This is a genomic window from Nocardia coubleae NBRC 108252 (assembly GCF_001612805.1).
Lineage (GTDB): Bacteria > Actinomycetota > Actinomycetes > Mycobacteriales > Mycobacteriaceae > Nocardia > Nocardia coubleae.
In genome coordinates this window covers 713,459-734,873 of record NZ_BDBD01000011.1, presented here as the reverse complement: position 1 = coordinate 734,873, position 21,415 = coordinate 713,459, and the positions used below count along the sequence as shown (strand labels likewise).

22 protein-coding genes are annotated in these 21,415 nt (G+C 69.7%); 16 read left to right on the top strand and 6 right to left on the bottom strand.

The window, feature by feature from the left end:
• Positions 1–6 precede the first annotated feature (6 nt).
• Positions 7–489: a gluconokinase gene (locus NCO8_RS12450; RefSeq protein WP_067639104.1), complete on the top strand. Its 483-nt coding sequence runs from the start codon at positions 7–9 to the stop codon at positions 487–489.
• Here NCO8_RS12450 and NCO8_RS12445 read toward each other — a convergent pair.
• The gene (locus NCO8_RS12445) at positions 480–1,226 is read right to left on the bottom strand and encodes a M50 family metallopeptidase (protein ID WP_067640075.1); all 747 of its coding nucleotides are present in this window, start codon (positions 1,224–1,226) and stop codon (positions 480–482) included. The two genes, NCO8_RS12450 and NCO8_RS12445, sit on opposite strands and share 10 nt — an antisense overlap.
• A 125-nt stretch (positions 1,227–1,351) precedes the next feature.
• Between NCO8_RS12445 and NCO8_RS12440 the strand changes: the two genes are divergently transcribed.
• Together NCO8_RS12440 and NCO8_RS12435 are read left to right on the top strand one after the other, a co-directional pair.
• On the top strand, positions 1,352–2,338 hold the full coding sequence (locus NCO8_RS12440) for an SMP-30/gluconolactonase/LRE family protein (protein ID WP_167353274.1): 987 nt from the start codon (positions 1,352–1,354) through the stop codon (positions 2,336–2,338).
• A 56-nt stretch (positions 2,339–2,394) separates the two neighbouring features.
• Positions 2,395–3,126, top strand: coding sequence for a glutamine amidotransferase (locus NCO8_RS12435; RefSeq protein WP_067639102.1), 732 nt, complete (start codon positions 2,395–2,397; stop codon positions 3,124–3,126).
• On the opposite strand, the gene NCO8_RS12430 is transcribed toward NCO8_RS12435, so the two are convergent.
• Positions 3,104–3,700, bottom strand: coding sequence for a pyridoxamine 5'-phosphate oxidase family protein (locus tag NCO8_RS12430; protein WP_067488786.1), 597 nt, complete (start codon positions 3,698–3,700; stop codon positions 3,104–3,106). The genes NCO8_RS12435 and NCO8_RS12430 overlap by 23 nt on opposite strands.
• Before the next feature lie 122 nt (positions 3,701–3,822).
• Between NCO8_RS12430 and NCO8_RS12425 the strand changes: the two genes are divergently transcribed.
• A complete protein-coding gene (locus NCO8_RS12425) occupies positions 3,823–4,641 on the top strand; it encodes an NADPH-dependent oxidoreductase (protein WP_067640071.1) in 819 nt (272 codons plus the stop codon).
• Between the two features lie 6 nt (positions 4,642–4,647).
• Here the strand turns inward: NCO8_RS12425 and NCO8_RS12420 are convergent, their stop codons facing one another.
• Positions 4,648–5,640, bottom strand: coding sequence for an LLM class flavin-dependent oxidoreductase (locus tag NCO8_RS12420; protein WP_067488782.1), 993 nt, complete (start codon positions 5,638–5,640; stop codon positions 4,648–4,650).
• Between the two features lie 142 nt (positions 5,641–5,782).
• Here NCO8_RS12420 and NCO8_RS12415 point away from each other — a divergent pair, with 142 nt between their 5' ends.
• Together NCO8_RS12415 and NCO8_RS12410 are read left to right on the top strand one after the other, a co-directional pair.
• Positions 5,783–7,198, top strand: a complete 1,416-nt coding sequence (locus tag NCO8_RS12415) for an amino acid permease (RefSeq protein WP_067639100.1) — start codon at positions 5,783–5,785, stop codon at positions 7,196–7,198.
• A gap of 123 nt (positions 7,199–7,321) precedes the next feature.
• Positions 7,322–8,581, top strand: coding sequence for a hypothetical protein (locus NCO8_RS12410; RefSeq protein WP_067639098.1), 1,260 nt, complete (start codon positions 7,322–7,324; stop codon positions 8,579–8,581).
• Between the two features lie 217 nt (positions 8,582–8,798).
• Here the strand turns inward: NCO8_RS12410 and NCO8_RS12405 are convergent, their stop codons facing one another.
• Positions 8,799–10,208, bottom strand: coding sequence for an MFS transporter (locus tag NCO8_RS12405; protein ID WP_067639096.1), 1,410 nt, complete (start codon positions 10,206–10,208; stop codon positions 8,799–8,801).
• 94 nt (positions 10,209–10,302) lie between these two features.
• Positions 10,303–11,049, bottom strand: a complete 747-nt coding sequence (locus NCO8_RS12400; RefSeq protein ID WP_067639094.1) for an IclR family transcriptional regulator — start codon at positions 11,047–11,049, stop codon at positions 10,303–10,305.
• Between the two features lie 209 nt (positions 11,050–11,258).
• Here NCO8_RS12400 and NCO8_RS12395 point away from each other — a divergent pair, with 209 nt between their 5' ends.
• From NCO8_RS12395 to NCO8_RS12360, 8 genes are read left to right on the top strand one after another with little or no spacing between them, the layout of a single operon-like run.
• Complete coding sequence (locus NCO8_RS12395; RefSeq protein WP_067639092.1) at positions 11,259–12,296, top strand: NrtA/SsuA/CpmA family ABC transporter substrate-binding protein; 1,038 nt, start codon at positions 11,259–11,261, stop codon at positions 12,294–12,296.
• A 1-nt stretch (position 12,297) separates the two neighbouring features.
• The gene (locus tag NCO8_RS12390; RefSeq protein ID WP_067639090.1) at positions 12,298–13,113 is read left to right on the top strand and encodes an ABC transporter permease; all 816 of its coding nucleotides are present in this window, start codon (positions 12,298–12,300) and stop codon (positions 13,111–13,113) included.
• Positions 13,110–13,865: an ABC transporter ATP-binding protein gene (locus tag NCO8_RS12385; protein WP_067639088.1), complete on the top strand. Its 756-nt coding sequence runs from the start codon at positions 13,110–13,112 to the stop codon at positions 13,863–13,865. Before NCO8_RS12390 ends, NCO8_RS12385 begins: the two co-directional genes overlap by 4 nt.
• The gene (locus tag NCO8_RS12380) at positions 13,862–14,887 is read left to right on the top strand and encodes an ABC transporter substrate-binding protein (protein WP_067639086.1); all 1,026 of its coding nucleotides are present in this window, start codon (positions 13,862–13,864) and stop codon (positions 14,885–14,887) included. Before NCO8_RS12385 ends, NCO8_RS12380 begins: the two co-directional genes overlap by 4 nt.
• Positions 14,884–15,978, top strand: coding sequence for an LLM class flavin-dependent oxidoreductase (locus NCO8_RS12375; protein ID WP_067639084.1), 1,095 nt, complete (start codon positions 14,884–14,886; stop codon positions 15,976–15,978). The genes NCO8_RS12380 and NCO8_RS12375 overlap by 4 nt, the downstream gene beginning before the upstream one ends.
• Positions 15,975–17,144: an LLM class flavin-dependent oxidoreductase gene (locus NCO8_RS12370; protein WP_067639082.1), complete on the top strand. Its 1,170-nt coding sequence runs from the start codon at positions 15,975–15,977 to the stop codon at positions 17,142–17,144. The genes NCO8_RS12375 and NCO8_RS12370 overlap by 4 nt, the downstream gene beginning before the upstream one ends.
• 14 nt (positions 17,145–17,158) lie before the next feature.
• On the top strand, positions 17,159–17,878 hold the full coding sequence (locus tag NCO8_RS12365) for a class II aldolase/adducin family protein (RefSeq protein WP_067639080.1): 720 nt from the start codon (positions 17,159–17,161) through the stop codon (positions 17,876–17,878).
• Entirely contained in the window at positions 17,875–18,819 is a 945-nt protein-coding gene (locus NCO8_RS12360; RefSeq protein ID WP_067639078.1) for an ABC transporter substrate-binding protein, read from the top strand. Before NCO8_RS12365 ends, NCO8_RS12360 begins: the two co-directional genes overlap by 4 nt.
• A 152-nt stretch (positions 18,820–18,971) precedes the next feature.
• On the opposite strand, the gene NCO8_RS12355 is transcribed toward NCO8_RS12360, so the two are convergent.
• Positions 18,972–19,520: a hypothetical protein gene (locus NCO8_RS12355; protein ID WP_067639076.1), complete on the bottom strand. Its 549-nt coding sequence runs from the start codon at positions 19,518–19,520 to the stop codon at positions 18,972–18,974.
• A gap of 108 nt (positions 19,521–19,628) precedes the next feature.
• On the opposite strand from NCO8_RS12355, the gene NCO8_RS12350 reads away from it, so the two are divergent.
• Positions 19,629–20,777: a sensor histidine kinase gene (locus NCO8_RS12350; protein WP_245655328.1), complete on the top strand. Its 1,149-nt coding sequence runs from the start codon at positions 19,629–19,631 to the stop codon at positions 20,775–20,777.
• Complete coding sequence (locus tag NCO8_RS12345) at positions 20,774–21,415, top strand: response regulator (protein ID WP_067639074.1); 642 nt, start codon at positions 20,774–20,776, stop codon at positions 21,413–21,415. The genes NCO8_RS12350 and NCO8_RS12345 overlap by 4 nt, the downstream gene beginning before the upstream one ends.

The following is a 21,415-nucleotide window of genomic DNA, read 5'->3' as shown; positions in this document are numbered from 1 at the left end:
GTCGTCATGGGCGTCTCCGGGTGCGGCAAGACGACCGTCGGGGCCCTGCTCGCCGACCGCCTGGACGTGCCCCACGCCGAGGGCGACGACTTCCACCCGCTGGCCAATATCGAGAAGATGGCGGCCGGGATCCCGCTCACCGACGAGGACCGGTGGCCGTGGCTCGACACGGTCGCCACCTGGCTGCACGAGCACAGCGAGACGGGCGGGGTGGCCAGCTGTTCGGCGCTGCGCCGGGTGTACCGCGACCGGCTGCGGGCCAAAGCGCCCGACACCTACTTCGTGCATCTGGCCGCCACCCGGGTGGAGCTGATGCGCCGGATGACCGGTCGCCTCGGCCATTTCATGCCGACCATCCTGCTCGACTCGCAACTGGCCACGCTCGAACCACTCGAGCAGGACGAAGCCGGTGTCGCCCTCAACGCGCTACAGCCGCCAGGGGTGCTCGTCACCGAGGCGGTCGAGAAGTGGAGAGCCGATCACCGCTGAAACAGCGGATGCAGTTGCTCGACGGGCGCGAGCATCAACCATCCGCCGATCACGGCCGCCGCCAGGCAGACCAGCGCGAAGAACAGCACCCACAGCAGCGCGGGCAGGTGGGTGAGACGGGCCAGCTGATCGGCATCGGAGTCGGTGCGTCCGGGTTGTCTGCGCCTGCCGCGCTGCAGCTCGAGCACGGGACGGACAGCGGCGGCCAGCAGGAACCACGCGGCCAGATACGCGAACCCGGCCTGGAGCAGGTCGCTGCCGTACCAGGACACCCCGAACACCAGCGCGCCGAGCACGAGCACGGTCAGCAGACCGTACACATTGCGCACCTTCACCAGCACCGCCACCAGCATGGCCAGGGTGGCCCACAACATCACCGACACCCGGCCGGAACCCAGCAGCGCCGCGTAGCCCACGCCGAGCAGCGCGGGCGCCGGATAGCCGGCCATCGCGGTGAGGATCATGCCGGGGCCGGTGGGTTTGCCACTGGACACCGTGAGACCCGAGGTGTCGGTGTGCAGCGTGATGGCGTGCAGTCTGCGCCCGGTGAGCAGCGCGAACAGCGCGTGCCCACCCTCGTGCGCCACGGTGACGGCGGCCCGGGTGATCCGCCACAGCGGCCGATACCCGACCAGGATCAGCGCCAGCGCCGCGGTGACGAGCACCAGCCACCACGGCGGCGCGGGTTGCGGTGCGAGTAAACGTTCGAACGAAGAGCTGACCGATCCGGTGTCCACCGCCGCACTGTAGCCGCGATTCGCCACGCCCACGGCCCGGTCAGCGCATGATGCGCCGATACCGTGTTCCCGCAACGCTTTCCGGGCAACAATCGCGTCCGGGCGTGGTAGCAAAGGGTATGCAGATGCGACCGCACCGATGGAACCCGCCCCGCGCGACCGCCCGGGCCGCACAGACCCAGAGCACACCCGCGCTGCCCGAGGTTCGGTTGATACCGCTGCCCGGAAAGGGACCGGAAGATGTCGTGCTGACCACCGACGGACACCTCATCACCGGCACCGAGGACGGTGCCATCTGGCGCGTCGACCCGGCCGACGGCACCGTGGAGAAGGTCGCGCACGCGCCGGGCAGGCCGCTGGGAATGCACGCGGACGCCGACGGTTCGCTACTCGTCTGCGTCGCGGGCCACGGCGTGCTCCGGCTGGGCGGGGCCGGTGCCGAACTGGAGCCGGTGATCACCGAAGTGGACGGTGAGCCGATCATCTTCCCGAGCAATGTGGTGCGCGACGACGACGGCACCGACTACTTCTCGATCTCGTCGCGGCGCTGGCCGTTCGAGCAGTGGATGGGTGACATCCTCGAGCATTCCGGCAGCGGCAGACTGGTCCGCCGCGACCCGGCGGGGCGGGTGGAGGTGCTGATCGACGGGCTGCAGTTCGCCAACGGGGTGGTGCTGGCGCCGGACCGGTCCTGTGTGCTGGTCGCCGAGACCGGCGCCTACCGGATCACGAGGTACTGGCTCTCGGGTCCCCGCGCGGGCACCGTCGACCGTCTCGTCGAGAACCTGCCCGGCTCGCCGGACAACATGCTCCTCGGCAGCGACGGCCTGATCTGGATCGGGATGGTGGCACCACGCAACCCGCTGCTCGACCGGATGCTGGCACTGCCGGGCATCTTCCGGCGCCTCACCTGGGCGCTGCCCGAGTGGCTCCGACCGGCGCCCGCCCGTTCCGCGTGGGTGATCGCGCTCGACCTGGACGGCACGGTCGTGCACGACCTGCAACGGGCGGGCGACGACTTCGCGATGGTCACCTCGGTGATCGAGCACCAGGGCACCCTGTATCTGGGCAGTCTTTCCGAATCGGCCGTCGGGGTGAGCGCGGTGCCGTGACGTGCACAGTATCGTCGATAGCCGACCCGATGAGACTGCGGAGGGATGGCTCGACGATGACCAAGCCCTGCCTGTTGCTTCAGCTTCGTCCCGAACGTGCCGCGTCCGACGACGAGTACGCCGCACTGCTGCGCGCCGCCGAGCTCACCGACGACGAGGTGGTGCGCATCGAGATGGATCGCGGGATGCCCGAGGTCGACCTGGACGACTTCTGCGCCGTGATCGTCGGCGGCGGGCCGAGTAACGTGAGCGCACCGGAACAGGACAAGTACGACTACCAGCGGCGGTTCGAACCGCCGCTGCGTGCGCTGCTCGCCGAGATCGTCGACCGGGATTTCCCGTACTTCGGTGCCTGCTACGGCCTGGGCATCCTGGCCGACGTGCTCGGCGGTGAGGTCGGCCCCGACCGCTACGGCGAAGCTGTCGGCGCGAGTACGGTCGTGTTGGCCGACGGCGCCGAGGACCCCTTGCTCACCGGCATCCCGCGTTCGTTCCGCGCCTTCGTCGGTCACAAAGAGGCCTGCCAGGGCGTGCCGCCGGGCGCGGTGCTGCTCGCCGGTTCCGAGGGTTGCCCCGTGCAGATGATCCGGGTGGGGCGCAATGTGTACGCCACCCAGTTCCATCCCGAACTCGACGGCACCGGGCTGGCCGTGCGGATCGAGGCCTACCGGCACGCGGGCTATTTCGACCCGAGCGAGGCGGACATGCTGGCCGAACTGGGTCGGCGTGAATCGGTGCCGGTGCCGCGGGAACTGTTGCGGCGCTTCATCTCGCGCTCTCGCGGGTAGCCCGGACGGTGGAGGGCAAGGGATGGTCCGGTTCCAGCGCGGGCAGGCCGTCGATGCTGGCGGAGTTGTCGCCCGCGATGCGCCGCGCGAAATCTTCGTCGGTTCGCCGGGTGTGGGCCTCGTCCAGAATGGAGCGCTCCTCGACCAGGTCCATCCTCGGCACCGACCAGCCGCACGAATCGGCGATGCGGTCGACCGAGACCACGATCACCGCGCGGATACCGGGATGCTCGGTGCCGAATCGCGCACGCAGCGTGTCGAATTCGGGGGAGTCGGGCCGCACGACCCGCCCGGTGCCGAGCAGGCGCAGGATGCGGGCGACGCGGGAGAACGAGCAGAACATCACGGTGATGCGGCCGTTGTCGCGCAGGTGCGCGATCGTCTCCGAGCCGCTGCCGAACAGATCGAGGTAGGCGACGGTGTGGTCGTCGAGGACGGCGAAGGTGTCGCGATATCCCTTGGGGGACACATTGATATGACCGCCGGCGGAGGGCGCGGTCCCTACGAAGTACATCGGCTGGTCGGCGATGAACGCCCGTAACTTGTCGTCGATCCGGTCGAACACCTTGGCCATGACGCACTTTCCGGTCCCGCCGGGCGGCGAGCTCCCCGTGGTCGAGTGTATCGACCACGACGTTGGACTCACGGTGAGAGTTATCGCAGACGGCGCCCACCGCGGTGACCGACGATGGGGCCATGACGCAGACCGCTCCCCACCCTGTCCGACAGCGCTACGCGGACCCGGACGCTGCCGTTCCCGCGCAGTGGAACTCTGTGCTGCAGGTGTTGCACGAACACAAATCGGTCCGGCGCTACCTGCCCGATCCGGTCGAACCGGAAACGATCCGGCTCCTGGTTTCGGCGGCTCAGTCCGCCCCGACCTCGTCGAACCTGCAGGCCTGGAGTGTGATCGAGGTCCGTGATCCGGCGCGACGGGCCCGGCTGGCGGCGGTGGCGGGCGGTCAGGCGCACATCGAGCAGGCGCCGGTACTGCTGGTCTGGACCGCCGACTTCGCGCGGTTGCGTCAGCTCGCCGACGATCATCGCGCGCCCCTCGACGGCGCCGACTATCTGGAATCCAGCTACGTCGGCGTGGTCGATGCCGCGCTCGCCGCCCAGAATGCCGTGATCGCCGCCGAATCGCTCGGACTCGGCACCGTCTACATCGGTGCGTTGCGCAACGACCCCGAGCGGGTCGCGGCGGAACTGAACCTGCCCGCCCACGTGTTCCCCATCTTCGGGCTGGTGGTCGGCCACCCCGACCCGACGGAGGGCACACAGGTGAAGCCGCAACTGCCGCAGGCGGCCGTGCTGCACCAGGAGACCTACGACCTACCGCGTCAGCGCGGGCCGGTCGCCGACTACGAGCAGCGGATCGGCGCGGTCTACGGCGACCAGGACCTCCCGTTCTCCTGGACCGAGCGGGTATTGGCCCGGCTCGGCTCCGAGGCCTCGCTCAACGGTCGCCACCGACTCCGGGAGTCCTTGGCGGCCATGGGGTTCCGGCTCCGCTGAGGTGGGTCAGCCGTTGATCGCCTCGGCGGTGAGTTCGAGGGAACGGATGCGGGTGTCGATGTCGTAGACGAGGGTGGTGAGCATCAGTTCGTCGGGCCGGGTGTCCTCGATGAGCTGGGCAGCCTGGGCGCGCACCGTCTCCGGCGACCCCTGCAATTGACCGGCCTTGCGCTGTGCGGCGAAGTGGCGTTCGGCATCACTACCGGGGAACCCCTCGGCCTGCTCGGGGGTGGCCAGTGCCTGCGGGCGGCCGGCGCGCAGGTTGACGAAGGCCAGGTCGCGTGGTGCGGCGAGCCGGTCGGCCTCGGCGTCGGTGTCGGCGCAGATCGCCGAGACCGCGACCATGCTGTACGGCTCGGCCAGGATCGCTGAGGGCCGGAAGTTGTCCCGGTAAAGCGCGAGCGCGGCGGCGGTGTTCTCGCCGGCGAAGTGGTGCGCGAACGCGAACGGCAATCCCAGCACCGCCGCGACCTGCGCGCTGTACCCGCTCGAGCCGAGCAACCACATCTCGGGCTGTGTACCGCGACCAGGAGTGGCGACGATGCCGTCCGCATCGGTGCCACCGAAATAACCCATCAGGGCGGTCAGCTCACGGGGAAACGATTCGGCGCCGAGACCTTCGGCGTGCCTGCGCAGCGCGCGAGCGGTAGCCGGATCGGTGCCGGGCGCGCGACCGATACCGAGATCGACGCGGCCCGGATGCAGTGCTTCGAGCGTGCCGAACTGTTCGGCGACGACCAGCGGAGCGTGGTTGGGCAGCATCACGCCACCCGATCCGACCCGGATACGCGAGGTCGACGCGGCGAGATGCGCCAGCACCACGGCGGGCGCCGAACTGGCGATGCCGGGCATGTTGTGGTGCTCGGCCACCCAGAAACGGCGCATCCCCAGCTCCTCGGCGCGCTGGGCGAAGCGGGTCGTCGCGTGCAGGGCCTCGCCTGCCGTCGCATCGGCCTGCACCGGTGCCAGATCGAGAACCGACAACGTGACCGGGCTCATGAGTCTCCTTCGCGTGAAATCCCCTCAGTAGGCCAACCGGCGCGGGGGCTCCGGTATTTCCGGCGAGCGACAGGGGTGATCGGCGGCACGGTTGCCGCGCGGTAGCGTGCAGGACTGTTCGACACGAAGGAAGGATCCCGCCATGTCCGCTGACGGTCCCGGCCTACCCACCGCCGCGCCGACCGAGACCCTCACCGCAGCGTCGGAAGAGGGTTACGCGCGCGGACTCAATCCGCGCACGATCCAGATGATCGCCATCGGCGGCGCCATCGGCACCGGCCTCTTCTACGGCTCCGGCGCGGCGATCGAACAGGCGGGCCCCTCGCTGATCCTGGCCTACCTCGCCGCCGGGCTGGCGATCTTCGTCATCATGCGCGCGCTCGGTGAGCTGCTCACCTACCGTCCGGTCTCGGGCAGCTTCGCCGAGTACGCGCACGAGTTCCTCGGCCGGTTCTCCGGATTCGCCACGGGGTGGTCCTACTGGGCGGTGTGGGTGTCGACCTGCATGGCCGAGATCACCGTCGCCGGGCACTACGTGCAGTACTGGTTCGACATTCCGCAGTGGGTGACCGCGCTGGTGGTGCTTGCGGTGCTGTTCACCGCCAACCTGATCTCGGTGCGGATCTTCGGTGAGGGCGAGTTCTGGTTCTCCGCGATCAAGGTGACCGCCATCCTGGCGATGATCCTGATCGGCATCGGTGTGCTGGTGTTCGGGTTCGGGCACGCCGCCGATCCGACGGTGACGAACCTGTGGGCCGACGGCGGGGTGTTCCCCCACGGCTTCGGACAGACCCTGCTGGTGTTGCAGATCGTCGTGTTCGCTTATGTGGGTGTCGAATTGGTCGGCGTGACGGCGGGGGAGGCCCGCGATCCGAAGACCACTCTGCGCAAGGCGATCAACACCCTGCCCTTCCGCATCGGCCTGTTCTATATCGGCGCGCTCGTGGTCATCATGTCGGTGGCGAGCTGGCGCAGCTTCCATGCCGGGCGCAGCCCGTTCGTGGAGGTGTTCGAGCAGATCGGCATCCCCGCCGCCGCGGGCATCATCAACTTCGTGCTGCTCACCGCGGCACTGTCGTCGTGCAACTCCGGCATCTACTCGACCGGCCGAATGCTGCGCAGCCTCGCGTTGCGCGACGAGGCGCCCGGCGGGTTCGCGAAACTGAGCAAGCAGTCGGTGCCGTTCGCCGGTATCTGCGCCTCGGCGGCGGCGATGGTGATCGGCGTGGTGGTGAACGTGATCTCGCCGGACAAGGCCTTCGCCTACATCACCTCGGTGAGCACGGTCGGCATCATCGTGGTGTGGAGCGTGATCCTGGTGTGCCACTTGAAGTATCGCGCCAAGGTGCGCGCGGGTGAGCTGCCCGGCAGCGACTACCGCCTGCCCTGCGCGCCCGTGACCACCTGGGCGGCTCTGGGTTTCCTCGGCCTGGTCGTGATCCTGCTGCTGTGGACCGACGGAGGGCGCACCGCGCTGGTCGTCGGTGCCGTGTGGGCCGCGCTGGTGTGCCTGGGCTACTACACCTTCGGCCGCAAGGGAGCAGCGCACACCCACTGACTCCGGTTTGCTGGAAAGCCGCTGGCAGACAAGCGTTTTCTGTCATACCCCATCGGTATCGTCGAAGTGTCACACAACTGGCCCGGCGAGTGTTGCCGGGCGGTGCGAGAACGGGGGCACGACATGAGTGACGACTTCCGCGGCGATCTGCGTCCACCACGCAGGCACGGAACCACCTGGCGCGAATCGGAATACCGGATCCTCGCCGACGACCTACGGGCCGGTGTCGATCTGGCCCGCACCGCGCGAACGCTCGGGCGCACGGAATCGGCGGTACGCACCGCACTCCGCAACTTCGTGCCACCCGAGGACCGGATATCCACGGCCGAGCGTGAACGGTGGGTGCGAACGCGCCTGGTCGCCGAACCCGAATGGGACTGGTGGGCCGTGGTGATCGACCAGCACCGCCGCTCCGGCAGCCGCTTGTGGTTCACCCGCCACGAACACTGTGCCCGGATCGGCTGGCGCCGTAAGACGCCCATGCCCGCGCTCGCCCAGGAACTCGACACCTCGGAACTCTCGGCCGCCGAGTTGCTGCGCTCACTCGGCCTCGTCGAGAGCATCGAGGAAGCCGCCGACCGACTCGGCGCCACCCCGGGACACGCACTGGCTGAACGGGTTTCGGCCCGCCGCGACCGTGCCGTCGGCGCCCGCTGGATCCTGGTGATCGACGGCGCCGCGGGCACGACCCACCCCCGCAATGCCCCGACCCGCCGCCATATCTCCCTGCACGAGACCCGCGCCGCCGCCGAAGCCGAACGCGACCGCATCCTCGCCTGGCACCAGCGCCTCACCGCCTCGGCTCGGCGTAGCGGGCCGGCAACTGGGCAGGACATCGACATCCCGTACACATACGGCGACACGACAGTCCTGCGTGACCATGGCGCACCCGCACCCGCACCCGCACCCGCAGCCGCACCGGCGGACCGGTCGCAGCGGTCGGCGCATTCGGACCCAGGCACCGCGGCTCTGCCCAGCGTCGGCGACCTCGCCGAGACGGCCCGGCCGCACCGGCAGGCGCGTGCCGATGGCGACGCCGCGGCGTCGTCCGGGCCGGGCGATGCCCGCGAGTCGGTGTGGTGGACCATCGCCGAACGCGGGCTCGGCGCGAGCACCGGACCGACTCGGTGCGGTGAGTTCGCCGCGGTGGGCAGCGGTGGTGAGGTCGCCGCGGAGGCGCTGGCGGTGGGCGACATCATCAGGGTGCCGGTTCCCGACGGGTACCTCCAGGACCGCATCATCGCGATCACTCGCGCGGGAGCGGGTGCGCCGGTCACCGTCGACCTCGCACCCGTCGCGAACTCGCGCATCCGCCGCGTCGTCGAATTCGGGGCGCAGGAGCGAGTCGAGGTGGTGCGCCACACCGAGCAACGATCCGCCTGACCGCGACCACGAACCGACGCTCGCGGCGTCCTCGGCGGACGTCGACCGGACACCCTGCCACGAACCGACGCCCGCGGCGGGCACGGCCGGCGGCGACCGACACCCTCGTATCGGCGGTGCCCGCACAACCGCCGCGTGCGCGACACCGATGACGCCCCGGCGCGGGCAGCCGTCGGTCCGGGTGTGACCGGATGTCGGTTGCCGCCGGGGTGGTCCGTCAGTCGGCGGCGGTACGTCCGGGCATGGTGGCGGCCGCCGCGAACATGATCACCGCCATGGCGAGGATGGCGGCGAACACCAGGTGGATGCCGGAGGCGAGTTCGGTGGGGGTGGGGTGGTCGGGGTCGGTGATGCCGGTGTTGACGATGGCGCCGAACACGGCGACACCGAGCGCGCTGCCGAAAGATCGGGCGAACATGTTGGCCGAGGTCACCACGCCCCGCTCCTGCCAGGGGGCGCTGTTCTGCGCCGCGATCAGGGTGGGAGAGGCGACCAGGCCCATGCCACCGCCGATCAGGAAGCACGAACCCGCGATCTGCCACGGGCTGGTCCCGGCGTCGATGAACAGTGTTGTCGCGCAACCGATGACGGCAAGCGTGCTGCCGAGCAGACCGGCGATGCGGAATCCCCAGCGCAGGTACAACCTGCCCGACAGTGTCGCCGCCAGCGGCCAGCCGAGGGTGAGCCCGCCGACGGCGAGCCCGGCGATCAGGGCGGTGGTGCCGAGGACACCCTGGGCGAAAGTCGGGACGTAGGAGGTCAATCCGAGCACCACCGCGCCGACGAGCAGCGACACCGTACTGCTGGCGATCACGATCCGGCGCGTGAAAACCCACAGCGGTAGTACCGGATTGGGCACCCGCAACTCGACGACGGCGAACACTGCGAGAACCACCGTACTGCCCACGAACAGGCCGATCGACACCGGTGAATCCCACGCCCACGCCTGCCCACCTTCGAGCAGTGCCAGGATCAGCGCCCCCGCGCCCAACGTGAGTAGCACGGCGCCGAGGTAGTCGATCCGCTGACGGCTGCGCGGCGCCGATTCGGCGAAGTGCCGCACCAACATCCACGCCGCGACCGCACACAGCGGCAGGTTGATCAGGAAGATCCACCGCCAGTCCGCGTGATCGGAGAGCAGTCCACCCAGCAGCGGTCCGAGCACCGCCGACCCGGCCCACACACCCGCCATATAGCCCTGAACCCTGGCCCGTTCGGTCAGGTTGTAGAGGTCGCTCGCGATGACCATCGTCATCGGCTGGATCGCGCCGGCGCCGATTCCCTGGATGGCACGAAAGACGATGAGCGCCAGCATGTTCGACGCCAGACCGCACAGCAGTGAGCCGACGGCGAACACGGCGATCCCGAACAGGATCACCGGCTTACGGCCCACCATGTCGGCCAGCTTGCCGTAGATCGGCACCGTGACCGCCTGTGCCAGCAGGTAGATCGAGAACAACCACGGGAACATCGCGAACCCGCCGAGCGAATCGGTGATGGTGAGCACCGCCGTGGCGATGATGGTGGAGTCGAGCGCGATCAGCGAGGTCGAGAGCATGAGCGAGGCGAGTACCGCACCCCGTTCGGATCGCAACCCGACAGCCGTGTCCGCCGTATCGGTCGCCACTGCGGTCCTTTCCTCGACTAACCAGTCGGTCCACGGTATCCGGCGCGCCCGCGTTCGCGCGCGGGGATTTCCGTGCCGGGCGGGCCCGGTGGGATCAGGCCGCCGCGAACTTGGCGGCGATCTCGGCCGCGGTGACCTTGGCCAACTCGACGAAGAACGGCACCCGTTCATCGATGATCAGCGTGACGGGCCCGCGCAGGCCGAGCGCGAATCGGCACCGCCCCTCGGAGTCGAGGATCGGCAGGCCGATGGTGCGGAATCCGGGATCGAGTTCGCGGTCGTTGAACGCGTAGCCGCGCTCGCGGGTGGTGACGAGTTCGGTGCGCAGTTCTTCGGGCCCGGTCACCGACCGTTCGGTGCCTTCTTCGTAGGGCAGCGAACGCAACTCGTCGTCATCGACATCGGACCAGGCGAGCAGCGCTTTGCCGAGCGCGCTGGCGTGCAGCGGGAGCCGGACACCCTGCAGCTTGTGCCCGTCGCTCTCGCGCCACCGGCTGGTGCCGAGCAGGACGGCGTGGATTCCGTGGCGGGTGGCCACCGAGCCGGTCGCCCCGGTGGTGGCGGCGAGCTGTTCGAGGCAGGGCTCGGCGAGGTAGATCTTGTGCTGGCGGTAGGCGATCTGGCCGTACTCGGCCAGGGCACCGCCCATGCGATACCGGCTGGACTCGGTGTCCTTCTCCAGGAAGCCCGCCTGCACCAGCGCGCCGAGCAACCGGTGTGTGGTGCTCACCGCGAGCCCTTGTGCGCGTGCGACTTCCGAGACGCCGCGTTCCTCGCCACCGCGGAAGCAGTCGAGTACAGACAGGGCTCGGGTGACGGTCTGCACGCTGGAGGTCTCCACGAACCGAAGGTAACACAGGTATGTGGGCAAGCCTGTCGATGTATTCCGATATATGGAAAGCGTTGCGTTGCAGCGACCGTGCAATCGCCATAAATCTGCGGATGCCTTCCTGTCAAGCTTTCCGATCCACGGAAAGGCATACCTCGTTCCACGCGATGTGCGCTCATACGCTCCGAGGGCATCGACCCCGTCCCGAACAGGAGCCCCGAATGTCCCGCAGGCTGTCGGCCTTCTCGCGGATCGCCCTCGCGATCGCCCCCGTCGTCGCCCTCGTCGCGGCATGTGGCTCCGGCTCGACGCCGGAACAGGGGGCAGACACCCCCTACATCCTCAAGGTCACCGACCCGGGCAACAGTGGACCGCTGGCCGTCGGCAAACGCGACGGCACCTTCGACGCGGCCCTCGCACCGCTGGGCGCCAAGATCCAATGGGTCAGCACCACACCGGGTTTCAGCTCCATGCTGAAGCTGTTCAACACCGGCGAGCTCGACGTGTCCGGCGCGGCCTTCAGTCCCGTGGTCGGCGCGCTGTCCAAGGACGTCGGTGTGAAGATCGTCGCGGTGGCCGACCCGGCGGGTCAGGATCAGAGCGGAATCGTCGTCCGGCCGGAGTCGGGGGTGACCTCGGTGGCGGGCCTCGCGGGCAAGCGGATCGCGGTGAACCCGGCAGGCAAGGGCGAGTACATCACCCTCAAAGCCCTTGCCCAGGCCGGTATTCCGGCCGATCAGGTCACCCGGGTCCCGCTGCAGCAGAAGGATGCCGCCTCGGCGTTCGCGACCGGCAAGGTCGACGCGTGGGCGTCGTTCCTCGTGCCGTACCAGGAGGCCAAGGCCGCGGGCGCGGTGGAGATCACCACCGAGAAGCAGATCGGCTCCAAGGACAACTCCGTGGTGGTGTTCCGCACCGAGATCCTCGACGAGCGCCCCGACGTGGCCGCCAAGTATCTGGAAGTGCTGCAAGGTCTCACCGCGAAGCAGAAGGCCGCACCGGCCGACTTCGAGAACGTCTTCGACAAGTCCGGTCCACGCGCGCTCACGGGTGAGCGGCTGGCCGACGCCGTCCGGGTCGGCGCGCAAGCCTCCGTGCCCCGGCTGCCTGTCGACTCCGATGCCACCGACCTGGCCGATGTGGTGAACACCTTCGCCGACAACGGCGTCATCGCCCGCCGTATCACCGCCGCCGACATCTTCTACGACCTGAAATCCAAGCTGACCCCCGAACAGCTCGCCGCGCTGAAGGACAAGTGAGGTGAGCACCCTCGTTCTTGCCGCGCCCCGTGTCCGGCGCACCCGGGAGCGGCCACGCTGGTTGTCGCTCGGTCTGCGCGCGCTGCTACCCGTCCTCATCGTGCTCGCCTGGTGGGCGGGTTTGGCAAGCGGCGCCATCTCACCGCGGGTGATCGCCGGACCCGGCGCCGTCTGGTCCGCGCTGGTCGAGCTGGCGGGCAGCGGTCAACTGCTCGACTTCGCCCTCGCCTCGTTCGGCCGGGCGGCCGCGGGGGTGGCGATCGGGGTCGGCGTCGGGCTGGTCCTCGGCCTGCTGTCGGGGTTGTCCGCCCTCGGTGAGGAACTGGTCGACTCGACCATGCAGATCGTGCGTGCTGTGCCGTTCCTGGCACTTGTCCCGTTGTTCATCGCCTGGTTCGGCATCGACGAGCTCTACAAGGTGCTGCTGATCGCGGTGGCGACCACCGCCCCGATGTACGCCTACACCTACCTGGGCGTGCGCAATGTCGACCGGAAGATGGTCGAGGCGGCACGCAGTTTCGGCCTCACCGGAACCCGGCTCGTCGTCGAGGTGATCGTGCCCGCCGCGCTGCCCGGCATCCTGATGGCGCTGCGGGTGTGCTTGTCGATCAGCATCACCGCGCTGATCGCCGCCGAACAAGTCGGTACCCAGCAGGGCGTCGGCTACCTGGTGACGCTGGCCCAGGAATACAACCGCACCGACTACATGGTGCTGTGCGTGGTCCTCTACGCGCTGCTCGGTCTGGTGTTCGACGCACTCGTACGGCTCGCGGAACGGTACGCGATGCCCTGGCGCAAGCAGGTGGCGATCCGATGACGACAACAGCAGCCGCCCCGATCGAGGTAGCGGCGGACCCGGTGGCGGTGTCGATCACCGGTCTACGCAAGGCCTTCGGCGACAAGACCGTGCTCGACGGCGTGGACCTCACCATCCGCCGCGGCGAGTCCGTGGTGCTGCTCGGCCCGAGCGGCACCGGCAAGACCACGCTGCTGCGCCTGCTCACCGGGCTCGAAACACCGGACGGCGGCGAGGTTCTCGTACCGCCGCGCCGCACGACCGTCTACCAGGAACCGCGCCTGATCCCGTCGAAGCGGGTGCTGGCCAACGTGATCGTCGGCCTGCGGCGCGGCAAGGCACAGCGCGAAGCGGGCCTGCGCGCGTTGACCGAAGTGCACCTCGACGGCAAGGCGGGTCAGTGGCCCGCCACCTTGTCCGGTGGCGAGGCGCAGCGTGCCGCCTTGGCGAGGGCCCTGGTGCGTGAACCGGAACTGCTGCTGCTCGACGAGCCGTTCGCGGCACTCGACGCGCTGACCCGGCTGCGCATGCAGGACCTGGTCGGCGATCTCGTCGCCCGCCACCGGCCCGCCGTACTCATGGTCACCCACGACGTCGACGAGGCGATCCGGCTCGCCGACCGGGTGATCATCCTCGACCGCGGCCGTTTCGCCGTGGACGAGACCGTCGACCTACCCCACCCGCGCGATCACGCGGCACCCGAAACCCTCGGCTACCGAACGCGATTCCTCGCCCAACTCGGTGTCGGACCACATGCAAGGAGCCTGTCATGACCGAAACCCTGTGGTACACCCGCTGCCCCGTGCCCACCGCGAGCGGGCTCGCGCACAGCCTCGGCTGGCTCGGTGAGACCGCCGCGAACGCGGGCCTCGAGTTCGGCGTGCTGCAGGACGCGGGCCCCGAACTCGCCGGGCACCACTTCCTGCACGATCTGTCCGGCCTGATCCGCGAGGGCGGAAACGTGCCCGCCCTCGCCGCACGCGCACAGGGTTCACCGACCCGCCTGATCGGACTCACCTGGATCGACGAGTCCCAGGCGATCCTGGTCGGCCCCGATTCGCCGGTCACCGATGCCGCCGGGCTCGCCGGGCTGCGCATCGGCGTCCCCGCCTGGGCGCAAGACCAGGCCCGCAGCTTCCCGCGAGCGATGGCGCTGCACGGTTTCGCCAACGCCCTGCGCCCGGCCGGGCTGACCCTGGCCGATGTGCGCGTCGTCGAGCTGGCGGTCGAGCCGGACCCGCAGGTGCGCACCGAGATCCAGAGCGCTCGTCGCTCGACGACCTGGGGTGTGGACGAACTCCTCGACGGCAGGGTCGACGCGATCTACGTCAAGGGCGCTCGCGCCAAGGAGGTGGCCGCCGAGCACGGTCTGCGCGTGGCGGTCGACCTCGATGCCTCGGCCACCAAGCGCCTGCGGGTCAACAACGGCACCCCGCGCCCGATCACGGTCCACGCCGACCTGCTCGAGTCCCGGCCCGAGGTCGTCGTCGGTTTCCTCGCGCAGAGCCTGCGCGCCGCCGACTGGGCCGCCGGTGACCTCGACGGTGTCCGCGCGGTGCTCCAGCGCGAAACGCTGTCCGGCCCGGCCGGTGTCGTCGCGGCCTACGGCGCCGAGTTCCACCGCGGCCTGCATCCCTCGCTCACCGACGAACGGGTCGAACTGCTCGGTGTGCAGAAGCAGTTCCTCTACACCCACGGCTTCCTGGCCGCCGATTTCGATCTCGAATCCTGGGTCGCCCCTGAGCCGTTGGCCCGTGCGCGTGAGATCGTCGCCGCCGAGCGGGTGCCGGCATGACCGATTTCCTGTGGCGGCTGCCCAGCCGTGGTGACGGACGACGCGCCGATCCGGCGCTGCGTGGCCGCGGCGGGTTCGGACCGCCGAACCCCGTTGTCGAGACCACCGATCCGCGGCCGGGTCGCTTCGGCCCGTTCGACGACCTCGCCCAGATCGTCGACGCCGCCGAACTCACCGGCTTCGACGGCGTGCTCGCACCCTACGACCCGCTCGGCGAGGAATCCTGGATCGTGGCGGCCGCCGCCCTACGCGCCACCCGCTACACGCGCGTAACAGTCGAATTCCAGCCCGCGTTCGGCACCCCGGTGTACGCGGCCAAGGTGTCGGCGACCCTGCAGCGGCACTCGGCGGGGCGGCTGAACTGGCGCTTGGCCGTCGACACCGACGCGGCCGAGGCCCGGGCGCGCGGTGACCGGCTCACCGGCGACGAACGCTACGACCGCGCCGCGGAATTCCTCACGGTCGCACGCGGTGTCTGGAACGAGAACGAGGTCGGCGCAGCGGGATTCGCGGGCACCGGCTTCGATTACGCCGGTCGCTACTACGACGTGGTCGACGGTGGCTTCCGCGGCATCCTGTCCGGACTGCCGTTCCCGGCGGTGCATCTGAGCGGCACCACGCCCGCCGCCCTCGCACTCTCGGCCGCTCACGGCGATGTCCACCTGTTCGCCGAACACGAAGACGGCATCACCGGTGCGGTCACCGAGTTGGGGGAGCGGGCCGCCGCGTCCGGCCGCCACGTGCGGGTCGGCCTCGAGTTGCCGATCATCGCCAGGGAGACCGAGGCCGAAGCCTGGGCCAGGGTGCATCGGCAGTGGGCCGAACTCGACCGACCCGACAAGGTCGCCGACCACACCCTCGGTGAGGGACGCTGGTCCGGGTTCCACGCGTTCGGCTACGACCAGCGCATCGGCCTCGTCGGCAGCTACGCGCAGGTAGCGCAACACCTTTCGGATTACGCGGCCGCGGGCGTACAGACCTTCGTGCTGTCGGGCCACCCCGCTATCGAGGAGATCCACCGCGCGGGCGAGCACCTGTTGTTCCTCGCCGACCCGACCGCCCGCACCCTCGCTCAGGAGGTCACCGCATGACCATCGATGTCTACTGGCGCATCGGCATGGAAGGCGACCACGCCTCGCTGCGGACCCCACGTCGTTACAACCGGGGCAACGCGGGCGGTTACGGTCCGGGCAATATCGCACCGGCCGTGCGGAACGGCGCGCTCGACGAGTACACCTACCTCGATCACGTCGCCGCGGTCGCCAAGGCCACGGAATCGGCGGGGTTCCTCGGCGGGTTGCTGCCGTCGTTCCCGGTGACCGACGACCCGTGGGCCTTCGCCGCCGCGCTGGCCGCCGAGACCACCACCTACCGCTTCATGGTCGCGTTCCAGCCCGGCTTCCTGCACCCGGTGCAGGCGGCGCGCATGTCGGCGAGCCTGCGGCGCGCCACGGGCGGGCGGCTGGTCTACAACATCATCAGCGGTGGTGGCGGTCCGGCCCAATTGTGGTGGGGCGACAAGGTGTCCCACGACGACCGCTATGCGCGGACGAGCGAGTTCCTCGACGTGCTGCGCGGCGTCTGGGATGGTGAGCCCTTCGATCACGACGGCCGCTTCTTCCGCACCGAAGGCGCCGCACTGCCACCCGGGCTGGCCGGTCAGCCCTTCCCCGAGGTGTACTTCTCCGGTTCGTCGGGTGCCGCCGTGGCCGCCGCGGGTCGCCACGCCGACTACTACCTGTCCTGGCTCGAGCCCTACGCCGACCTGCGCGCCAAGTTCGACGGTGTGCGGCGCAACGCCGAAATCACCGGGCGCACACCGAAGTTCGCCGTCCGCATCGACATCGTCGCCCGCCACACCGAGGAAGCCGCGTGGGCCGAGATCGAGCAGGGCTGGGCTTTCGTCGATCGCGACGCCGCCAACCGTGCGGCCCAGGGCGACTCGGTCGGCGCCGCCCGGATCAAGGGCTGGGTGCCCGAGAACATCACCGGCTACCGCGATCTGGAAGTCCAGCCCAATGTCTGGTGCGGTTTCAGCCTGATCCGGGGCGGTCCGGCGTTCGGCCTGGTCGGCAGCTACGAACAGGTCGCCCAGCGGCTCGACGAATTGATCGACCTCGGCGTCGACGCCTTCATCCTCGCGGGCAACCCGCACCTGGAAGAGGCCTACCGGGTCGGTGAGGAAGTACTGCCGCTGCTCGGCCGCTCCCGGCTCACCGCCCCGCCCACCGACACCGTCCTCGCGACGGCCCGATAACCACAGGAGTGCCCATGACCACCACCGAAACCCTGCTGCCGGAGACCGTGACAGCCTTCGTCGCGGCGGCTACCCACGACGCCGAGACCGCGTTCCGGGTCTTCCGGGAGACCGGAACCGTCACCGGCAACGGCACCGTCAACTTCGTCGAGCGCGTGCCGGGTACCGAGATCGCCGTCGCCCTCAACGAACCCGGCCCCTGGGCCACCGACCGCACGGTCGAACCCGTCGTGGCGACCTTCGACGGAGAAGTGCTGTCCGGCAAGGGCTCCGCTGGATTCGTCACCGGCTACGCGAAGGTCTTCCGCGCGCACCCGGAGATCACCTCGGTCGTGCACATCCACACGCCCTGGCTGGGTGGCTGGGCCCAGACCCACCGCACCCTGCCCATCCGCTACGCCGCCTCCCAGCGGCTCACCCTGTCGCGCGAGATCCCGCCGCACATCGACCGCACCATCGGCGCGGGCGAGTTCATCCTGAGCAAGCTCGAGACCGACCCGCACCTGGCCGCCATCTTCGAGGCGAACGGCGGGGCCAATGTGATCGGCCGTGCCGGTCTGCTGGAACTGGCGAAATTCGTGGTGCTGCTCGAGGAGGGTGCGCAGTATCAGGCGATCGCCGAAACCCTCGGCGGTTCGGTGGAATTCGATCCGTCGAACCTGGCGGTGCAGTGGCAGCGCAGCGGGCTGGCCGACGAAGCCCGCCGCCTCGGCCTGATCGGAGACGCGCGATGAGCATCCGGGTCGGCTACTTCCCGCACAACAACTCGCTGTTCGTCCTGCGCCACCGCGGCATTCTCGAACGGCTGCTGCCCGAGGTCGAATGGGTCGACCTGCGCGAGCTGCCCCGGCCCACGCGGGTCGATCCCAAAACCGCACTGCCCGGCGAGCATTCGGACTGGCTGTTCACCGAGGGCGGCTACGACATCATCGGCACCGGTTTCACCCCACCGCTCACCGCGCTCGCCAACGGCCGCGACATCGTCTACCTCGGCATCTCGGGACCGCGGGTGGAGAACGGCAGGCTGGTCGCGACCGCCGCGAGCGGCATCACCTCCGCCGCCGATCTGCGGGGCAAGCGGGTAGGCATCGCCCACGGTTCGTGGCAGACCACGCTGCTGCTGTTCGCCCTCGACAAGGTCGGTCTGACCTGGGCGGATGTCGAGCCGATCGACGTGGACGTGCGCGACGGTGGTGCGGCACTGCTGGCCGGTGACCTCGATGCCTGGGTCGGCACCTACCCGGGTCTGCACGAGATCGAGGCCGCCACCGAACTCACCACGCTGGTCGACACCGCCTCGGTCTTCAGTCACCCGTCCCTGTGGTTCACCCGCCGCGATCTGGCCGAAGATGATCCCGACACCGTGGAGGCGGTGCTGGCGGCGCTGCGGGAATCCGACGCCTGGATCGTCGAGAACCCGCGGGCCGCGGCACAGTATTTCGTCGACGACGCGCTTCGCCACGGGATCCCCGCCGATCTCGACGCCTGGGAAGCGGCGCTGCGCGGGCGCCCGTTCGGCGTGCACTCCGTGAACGAGGGCTTCCTCGACGAACAGCAGCGGGCCGCCGACCTCCTCGCCGCGAACGGGCTGCTCCCGCGTGCTGTCGAGGTGCGCTCGGCGGTGCTCCCGTGGATCGGAGAGCTGATCGGCGAACAGGCCACCACCACGATCTGAGCCTCCGCATCCGATGCCGCTGGGCGGCCGATTCGGGCGCCCAGTGGCATCGGATGCGATCGCAGTCCGCTCTCGGCGCAGGTCTCGGTGCGTGGCCGGCGATTCGCCGCCGCCGACGTGCGGCGTGCCGGTCGGCGACGGTTCGTCGCAGATCAACTCCGCCGCGACCCCGTCACCCACACCGGTCCGGTGAGCAACCAGATCATTGTGATCACGCCGAGCGAACCGAAGGTCCCCATCAGCTGTTCGCGCTGCTCGGCGTCGGCCACGGTGTAGCTCAGCGCCAGGGTGAGCGCGCCCGCGATGGCGGCCGCGCCGAGCCAGCGGGCGAAATCGGCCCATTCTTTGCGTGTGCGTTCCGGCCCGTATTTCGGCACCCGGACAGGCGCGGGTCCGCCGGCGAAGCGGTGGGCGAAGCGCTCGTCCAGCCACCGGATCATGCGCGGTCCGAACATCACCGTGCACCCGAGGTAGATACCGGCGATCCGGTGCGCGAACGTCACTTCACCGCCCCGGTGCAGGTCGATCGCGACGGCGACCACCAGCACCACGTCCAGCGCGGGAACCAGTGCGAGGGTGACGGTGCTGGCACGCCGCAACCGCAGCAGGTAGCGCAGGGCCAACCCGCCCACCACCAGCACCCAGAAGCCGATTTCGCACCCCGCGATCGTCAGCAGTACCGGGTTCGTCAGTTCGTTCATGCGTTCAGGGTGCCGAACCGGATGTGGTGGGCACATCCGGCTTCCGGTCGCGGGCGGGTCCGACCTTCGGGGGACGTCTTGCACCGCCCGATGTGCTGGAATGAGCAGATGCCCACCGTCCGCGCGCCCATGGACCGGCTCGTGGAGGCGTTCGACAGTGCCACCTCGGCGGCCGTCGGGGTCTTCCTCGTCGGGTTGCTGCTGTGGGGGGTCGGTGGCTGGTCCATCGTCGTCGACCGCGATCTCTACCCGCCCGCCGCGAAACTGGCCCTGCTGTTCGCCGCCCTCGCCATCCAACTCACCGCGCAGCGCAGGCCCGCGCTCGCCTTCGGCCTGATGATCGTGTTGCTGGCGGGCGACTTCGTCTATGGGCCCTCGCTGCCGCTGTGGATCGCGCTGACCGACGTGATCTTCCTGGCGGTGAGCACCGGGTCGGCCCGGCTGTCGGTGGTGGTCGGCTGGTTCGCGTTCCTGGTGACCGTCGGTGGAGCGCTGCTCGCCCTGGCCCTGCTCGGGGTGCGGGCCGCGCTCTACGCCGGTCTGATCGGGGTCGCGCTCACCTGGTCGCCCCTCGGCTACGGCCGGGCAGTGCGTGCCTCCCGGCGGATGGTCGACGCCGAACGCGACGCCGGGCGCGCCGAACTCGCCGCGCGCGACGCCGAACGGTCCGCCGCCATCGGGGAGGAGCGCAGGCGCCTGGCCCGCGATCTGCACGACGCGGTCGCCGGTCACGTCTCGGCCGTCGCCATCCTCGCCGAGGTCGCGCAGCGCGACCCGGGCAATATCGGTGTCCTGCAAACGATCCGGTCGAGCAGCCTGGCCGCCATGGAGGAGATGCGGACCACGATCGAACTGCTCACCGGACCCGACGACAGCGCCGTCACGACCCGGCTGGCCTCGCTGGACGGCCTGATCGAGGCGGCCGAGGCGGCGGGCGGGTCGGTGACGCTGCGACGACCCGACGACCTGTCGATGCCGCTGGCGATCGAGGCCGTGGTCACCCGGATCCTCGGCGAGACCATCACCAACGCGACCAAACACGCACCGGGCGCACCCCTGGACATCGAACTACGCCGGGAGGGCGCCGGGTTGGTGGTCGAGGCGAGCAATCCCCTCGGTTCCGAGGTGGCGACAGGCCACGGAAACGGATTGCGCAACATGATGTTCCGCGCCGAATCGATGGACGGCACCGCGACGGCGGGCGCCCGCGACGGCCGATGGCATGTTCGGGTCCGGATCCCCTTGGAGGCCAGATGACGGTGACCGTGCTGGTGGCCGACGATCACGCCGCGATCCGCGCGGGCCTGAAAATGCTGCTCGAGGCCACCGGGGAGGTGCGGGTGGTCGGTGAAGCGGCCGACGGTGCCGCGGCCGTTCGCCAGGCCAAGGCGCTGAGCCCCGACGTCGTCCTGATGGACGTGCGCATGCCCCGCGTCGACGGCCTGGCGGCCACGGCGGCCGTCGTCGCGGAGACCAGCGCGAAAGTCCTGGTCCTCACCACCTTCGCCATCGACGACTACGTGCTCGGCGCGCTGTCGGCAGGCGCGAGCGGATTCCTGCTGAAATCGGTGGGCGGCGACGACCTGGTCCGCGCCGTCCGGGCGGTGGCCGACGGTGACGCGGTGCTCGACCCCAAGGTGACCCGTGCGGTGATCGCCGCCCTCCCACGCGCCGAGGAAACCGCCCCACCCGACCTCTCGGCCCTCACCGACCGCGAACGGCAGGTGCTGGCCGGTCTCGGCGCCGGCTTGTCCAATATGCAGATCGGCACCCGTCTGCGAATCGGTGAGGCGACGGTGAAAACGCACGTCTCGCGGGTGCTGAGCAAGCTGGGCGTGCAGTCACGCGTGCAGGCCGCTGTCATCGCGGCACAGGTCGGTCTCGAATTTCCGTGA

What these genes read in the sequence shown, in the direction of transcription:
- NCO8_RS12450 (WP_067639104.1), top strand. Translation starts at nt 7, where the DNA reads ATGGGCGTCTCCGGGTGCGGCAAGACGACCGTCGGGGCCCTGCTCGCC.
- NCO8_RS12440 (WP_167353274.1), top strand. Translation starts at nt 1,352, where the DNA reads ATGCGACCGCACCGATGGAACCCGCCCCGCGCGACCGCCCGGGCCGCA.
- NCO8_RS12435 (WP_067639102.1), top strand. Translation starts at nt 2,395, where the DNA reads ATGACCAAGCCCTGCCTGTTGCTTCAGCTTCGTCCCGAACGTGCCGCG.
- NCO8_RS12430 (WP_067488786.1), bottom strand. Translation starts at nt 3,700, where the DNA reads ATGGCCAAGGTGTTCGACCGGATCGACGACAAGTTACGGGCGTTCATC.
- NCO8_RS12425 (WP_067640071.1), top strand. Translation starts at nt 3,823, where the DNA reads ATGACGCAGACCGCTCCCCACCCTGTCCGACAGCGCTACGCGGACCCG.
- NCO8_RS12420 (WP_067488782.1), bottom strand. Translation starts at nt 5,640, where the DNA reads ATGAGCCCGGTCACGTTGTCGGTTCTCGATCTGGCACCGGTGCAGGCC.
- NCO8_RS12415 (WP_067639100.1), top strand. Translation starts at nt 5,783, where the DNA reads ATGTCCGCTGACGGTCCCGGCCTACCCACCGCCGCGCCGACCGAGACC.
- NCO8_RS12410 (WP_067639098.1), top strand. Translation starts at nt 7,322, where the DNA reads ATGAGTGACGACTTCCGCGGCGATCTGCGTCCACCACGCAGGCACGGA.
- NCO8_RS12395 (WP_067639092.1), top strand. Translation starts at nt 11,259, where the DNA reads ATGTCCCGCAGGCTGTCGGCCTTCTCGCGGATCGCCCTCGCGATCGCC.
- NCO8_RS12385 (WP_067639088.1), top strand. Translation starts at nt 13,110, where the DNA reads ATGACGACAACAGCAGCCGCCCCGATCGAGGTAGCGGCGGACCCGGTG.
- NCO8_RS12380 (WP_067639086.1), top strand. Translation starts at nt 13,862, where the DNA reads ATGACCGAAACCCTGTGGTACACCCGCTGCCCCGTGCCCACCGCGAGC.
- NCO8_RS12375 (WP_067639084.1), top strand. Translation starts at nt 14,884, where the DNA reads ATGACCGATTTCCTGTGGCGGCTGCCCAGCCGTGGTGACGGACGACGC.
- NCO8_RS12370 (WP_067639082.1), top strand. Translation starts at nt 15,975, where the DNA reads ATGACCATCGATGTCTACTGGCGCATCGGCATGGAAGGCGACCACGCC.
- NCO8_RS12365 (WP_067639080.1), top strand. Translation starts at nt 17,159, where the DNA reads ATGACCACCACCGAAACCCTGCTGCCGGAGACCGTGACAGCCTTCGTC.
- NCO8_RS12360 (WP_067639078.1), top strand. Translation starts at nt 17,875, where the DNA reads ATGAGCATCCGGGTCGGCTACTTCCCGCACAACAACTCGCTGTTCGTC.
- NCO8_RS12355 (WP_067639076.1), bottom strand. Translation starts at nt 19,520, where the DNA reads ATGAACGAACTGACGAACCCGGTACTGCTGACGATCGCGGGGTGCGAA.
- NCO8_RS12350 (WP_245655328.1), top strand. Translation starts at nt 19,629, where the DNA reads ATGCCCACCGTCCGCGCGCCCATGGACCGGCTCGTGGAGGCGTTCGAC.
- NCO8_RS12345 (WP_067639074.1), top strand. Translation starts at nt 20,774, where the DNA reads ATGACGGTGACCGTGCTGGTGGCCGACGATCACGCCGCGATCCGCGCG.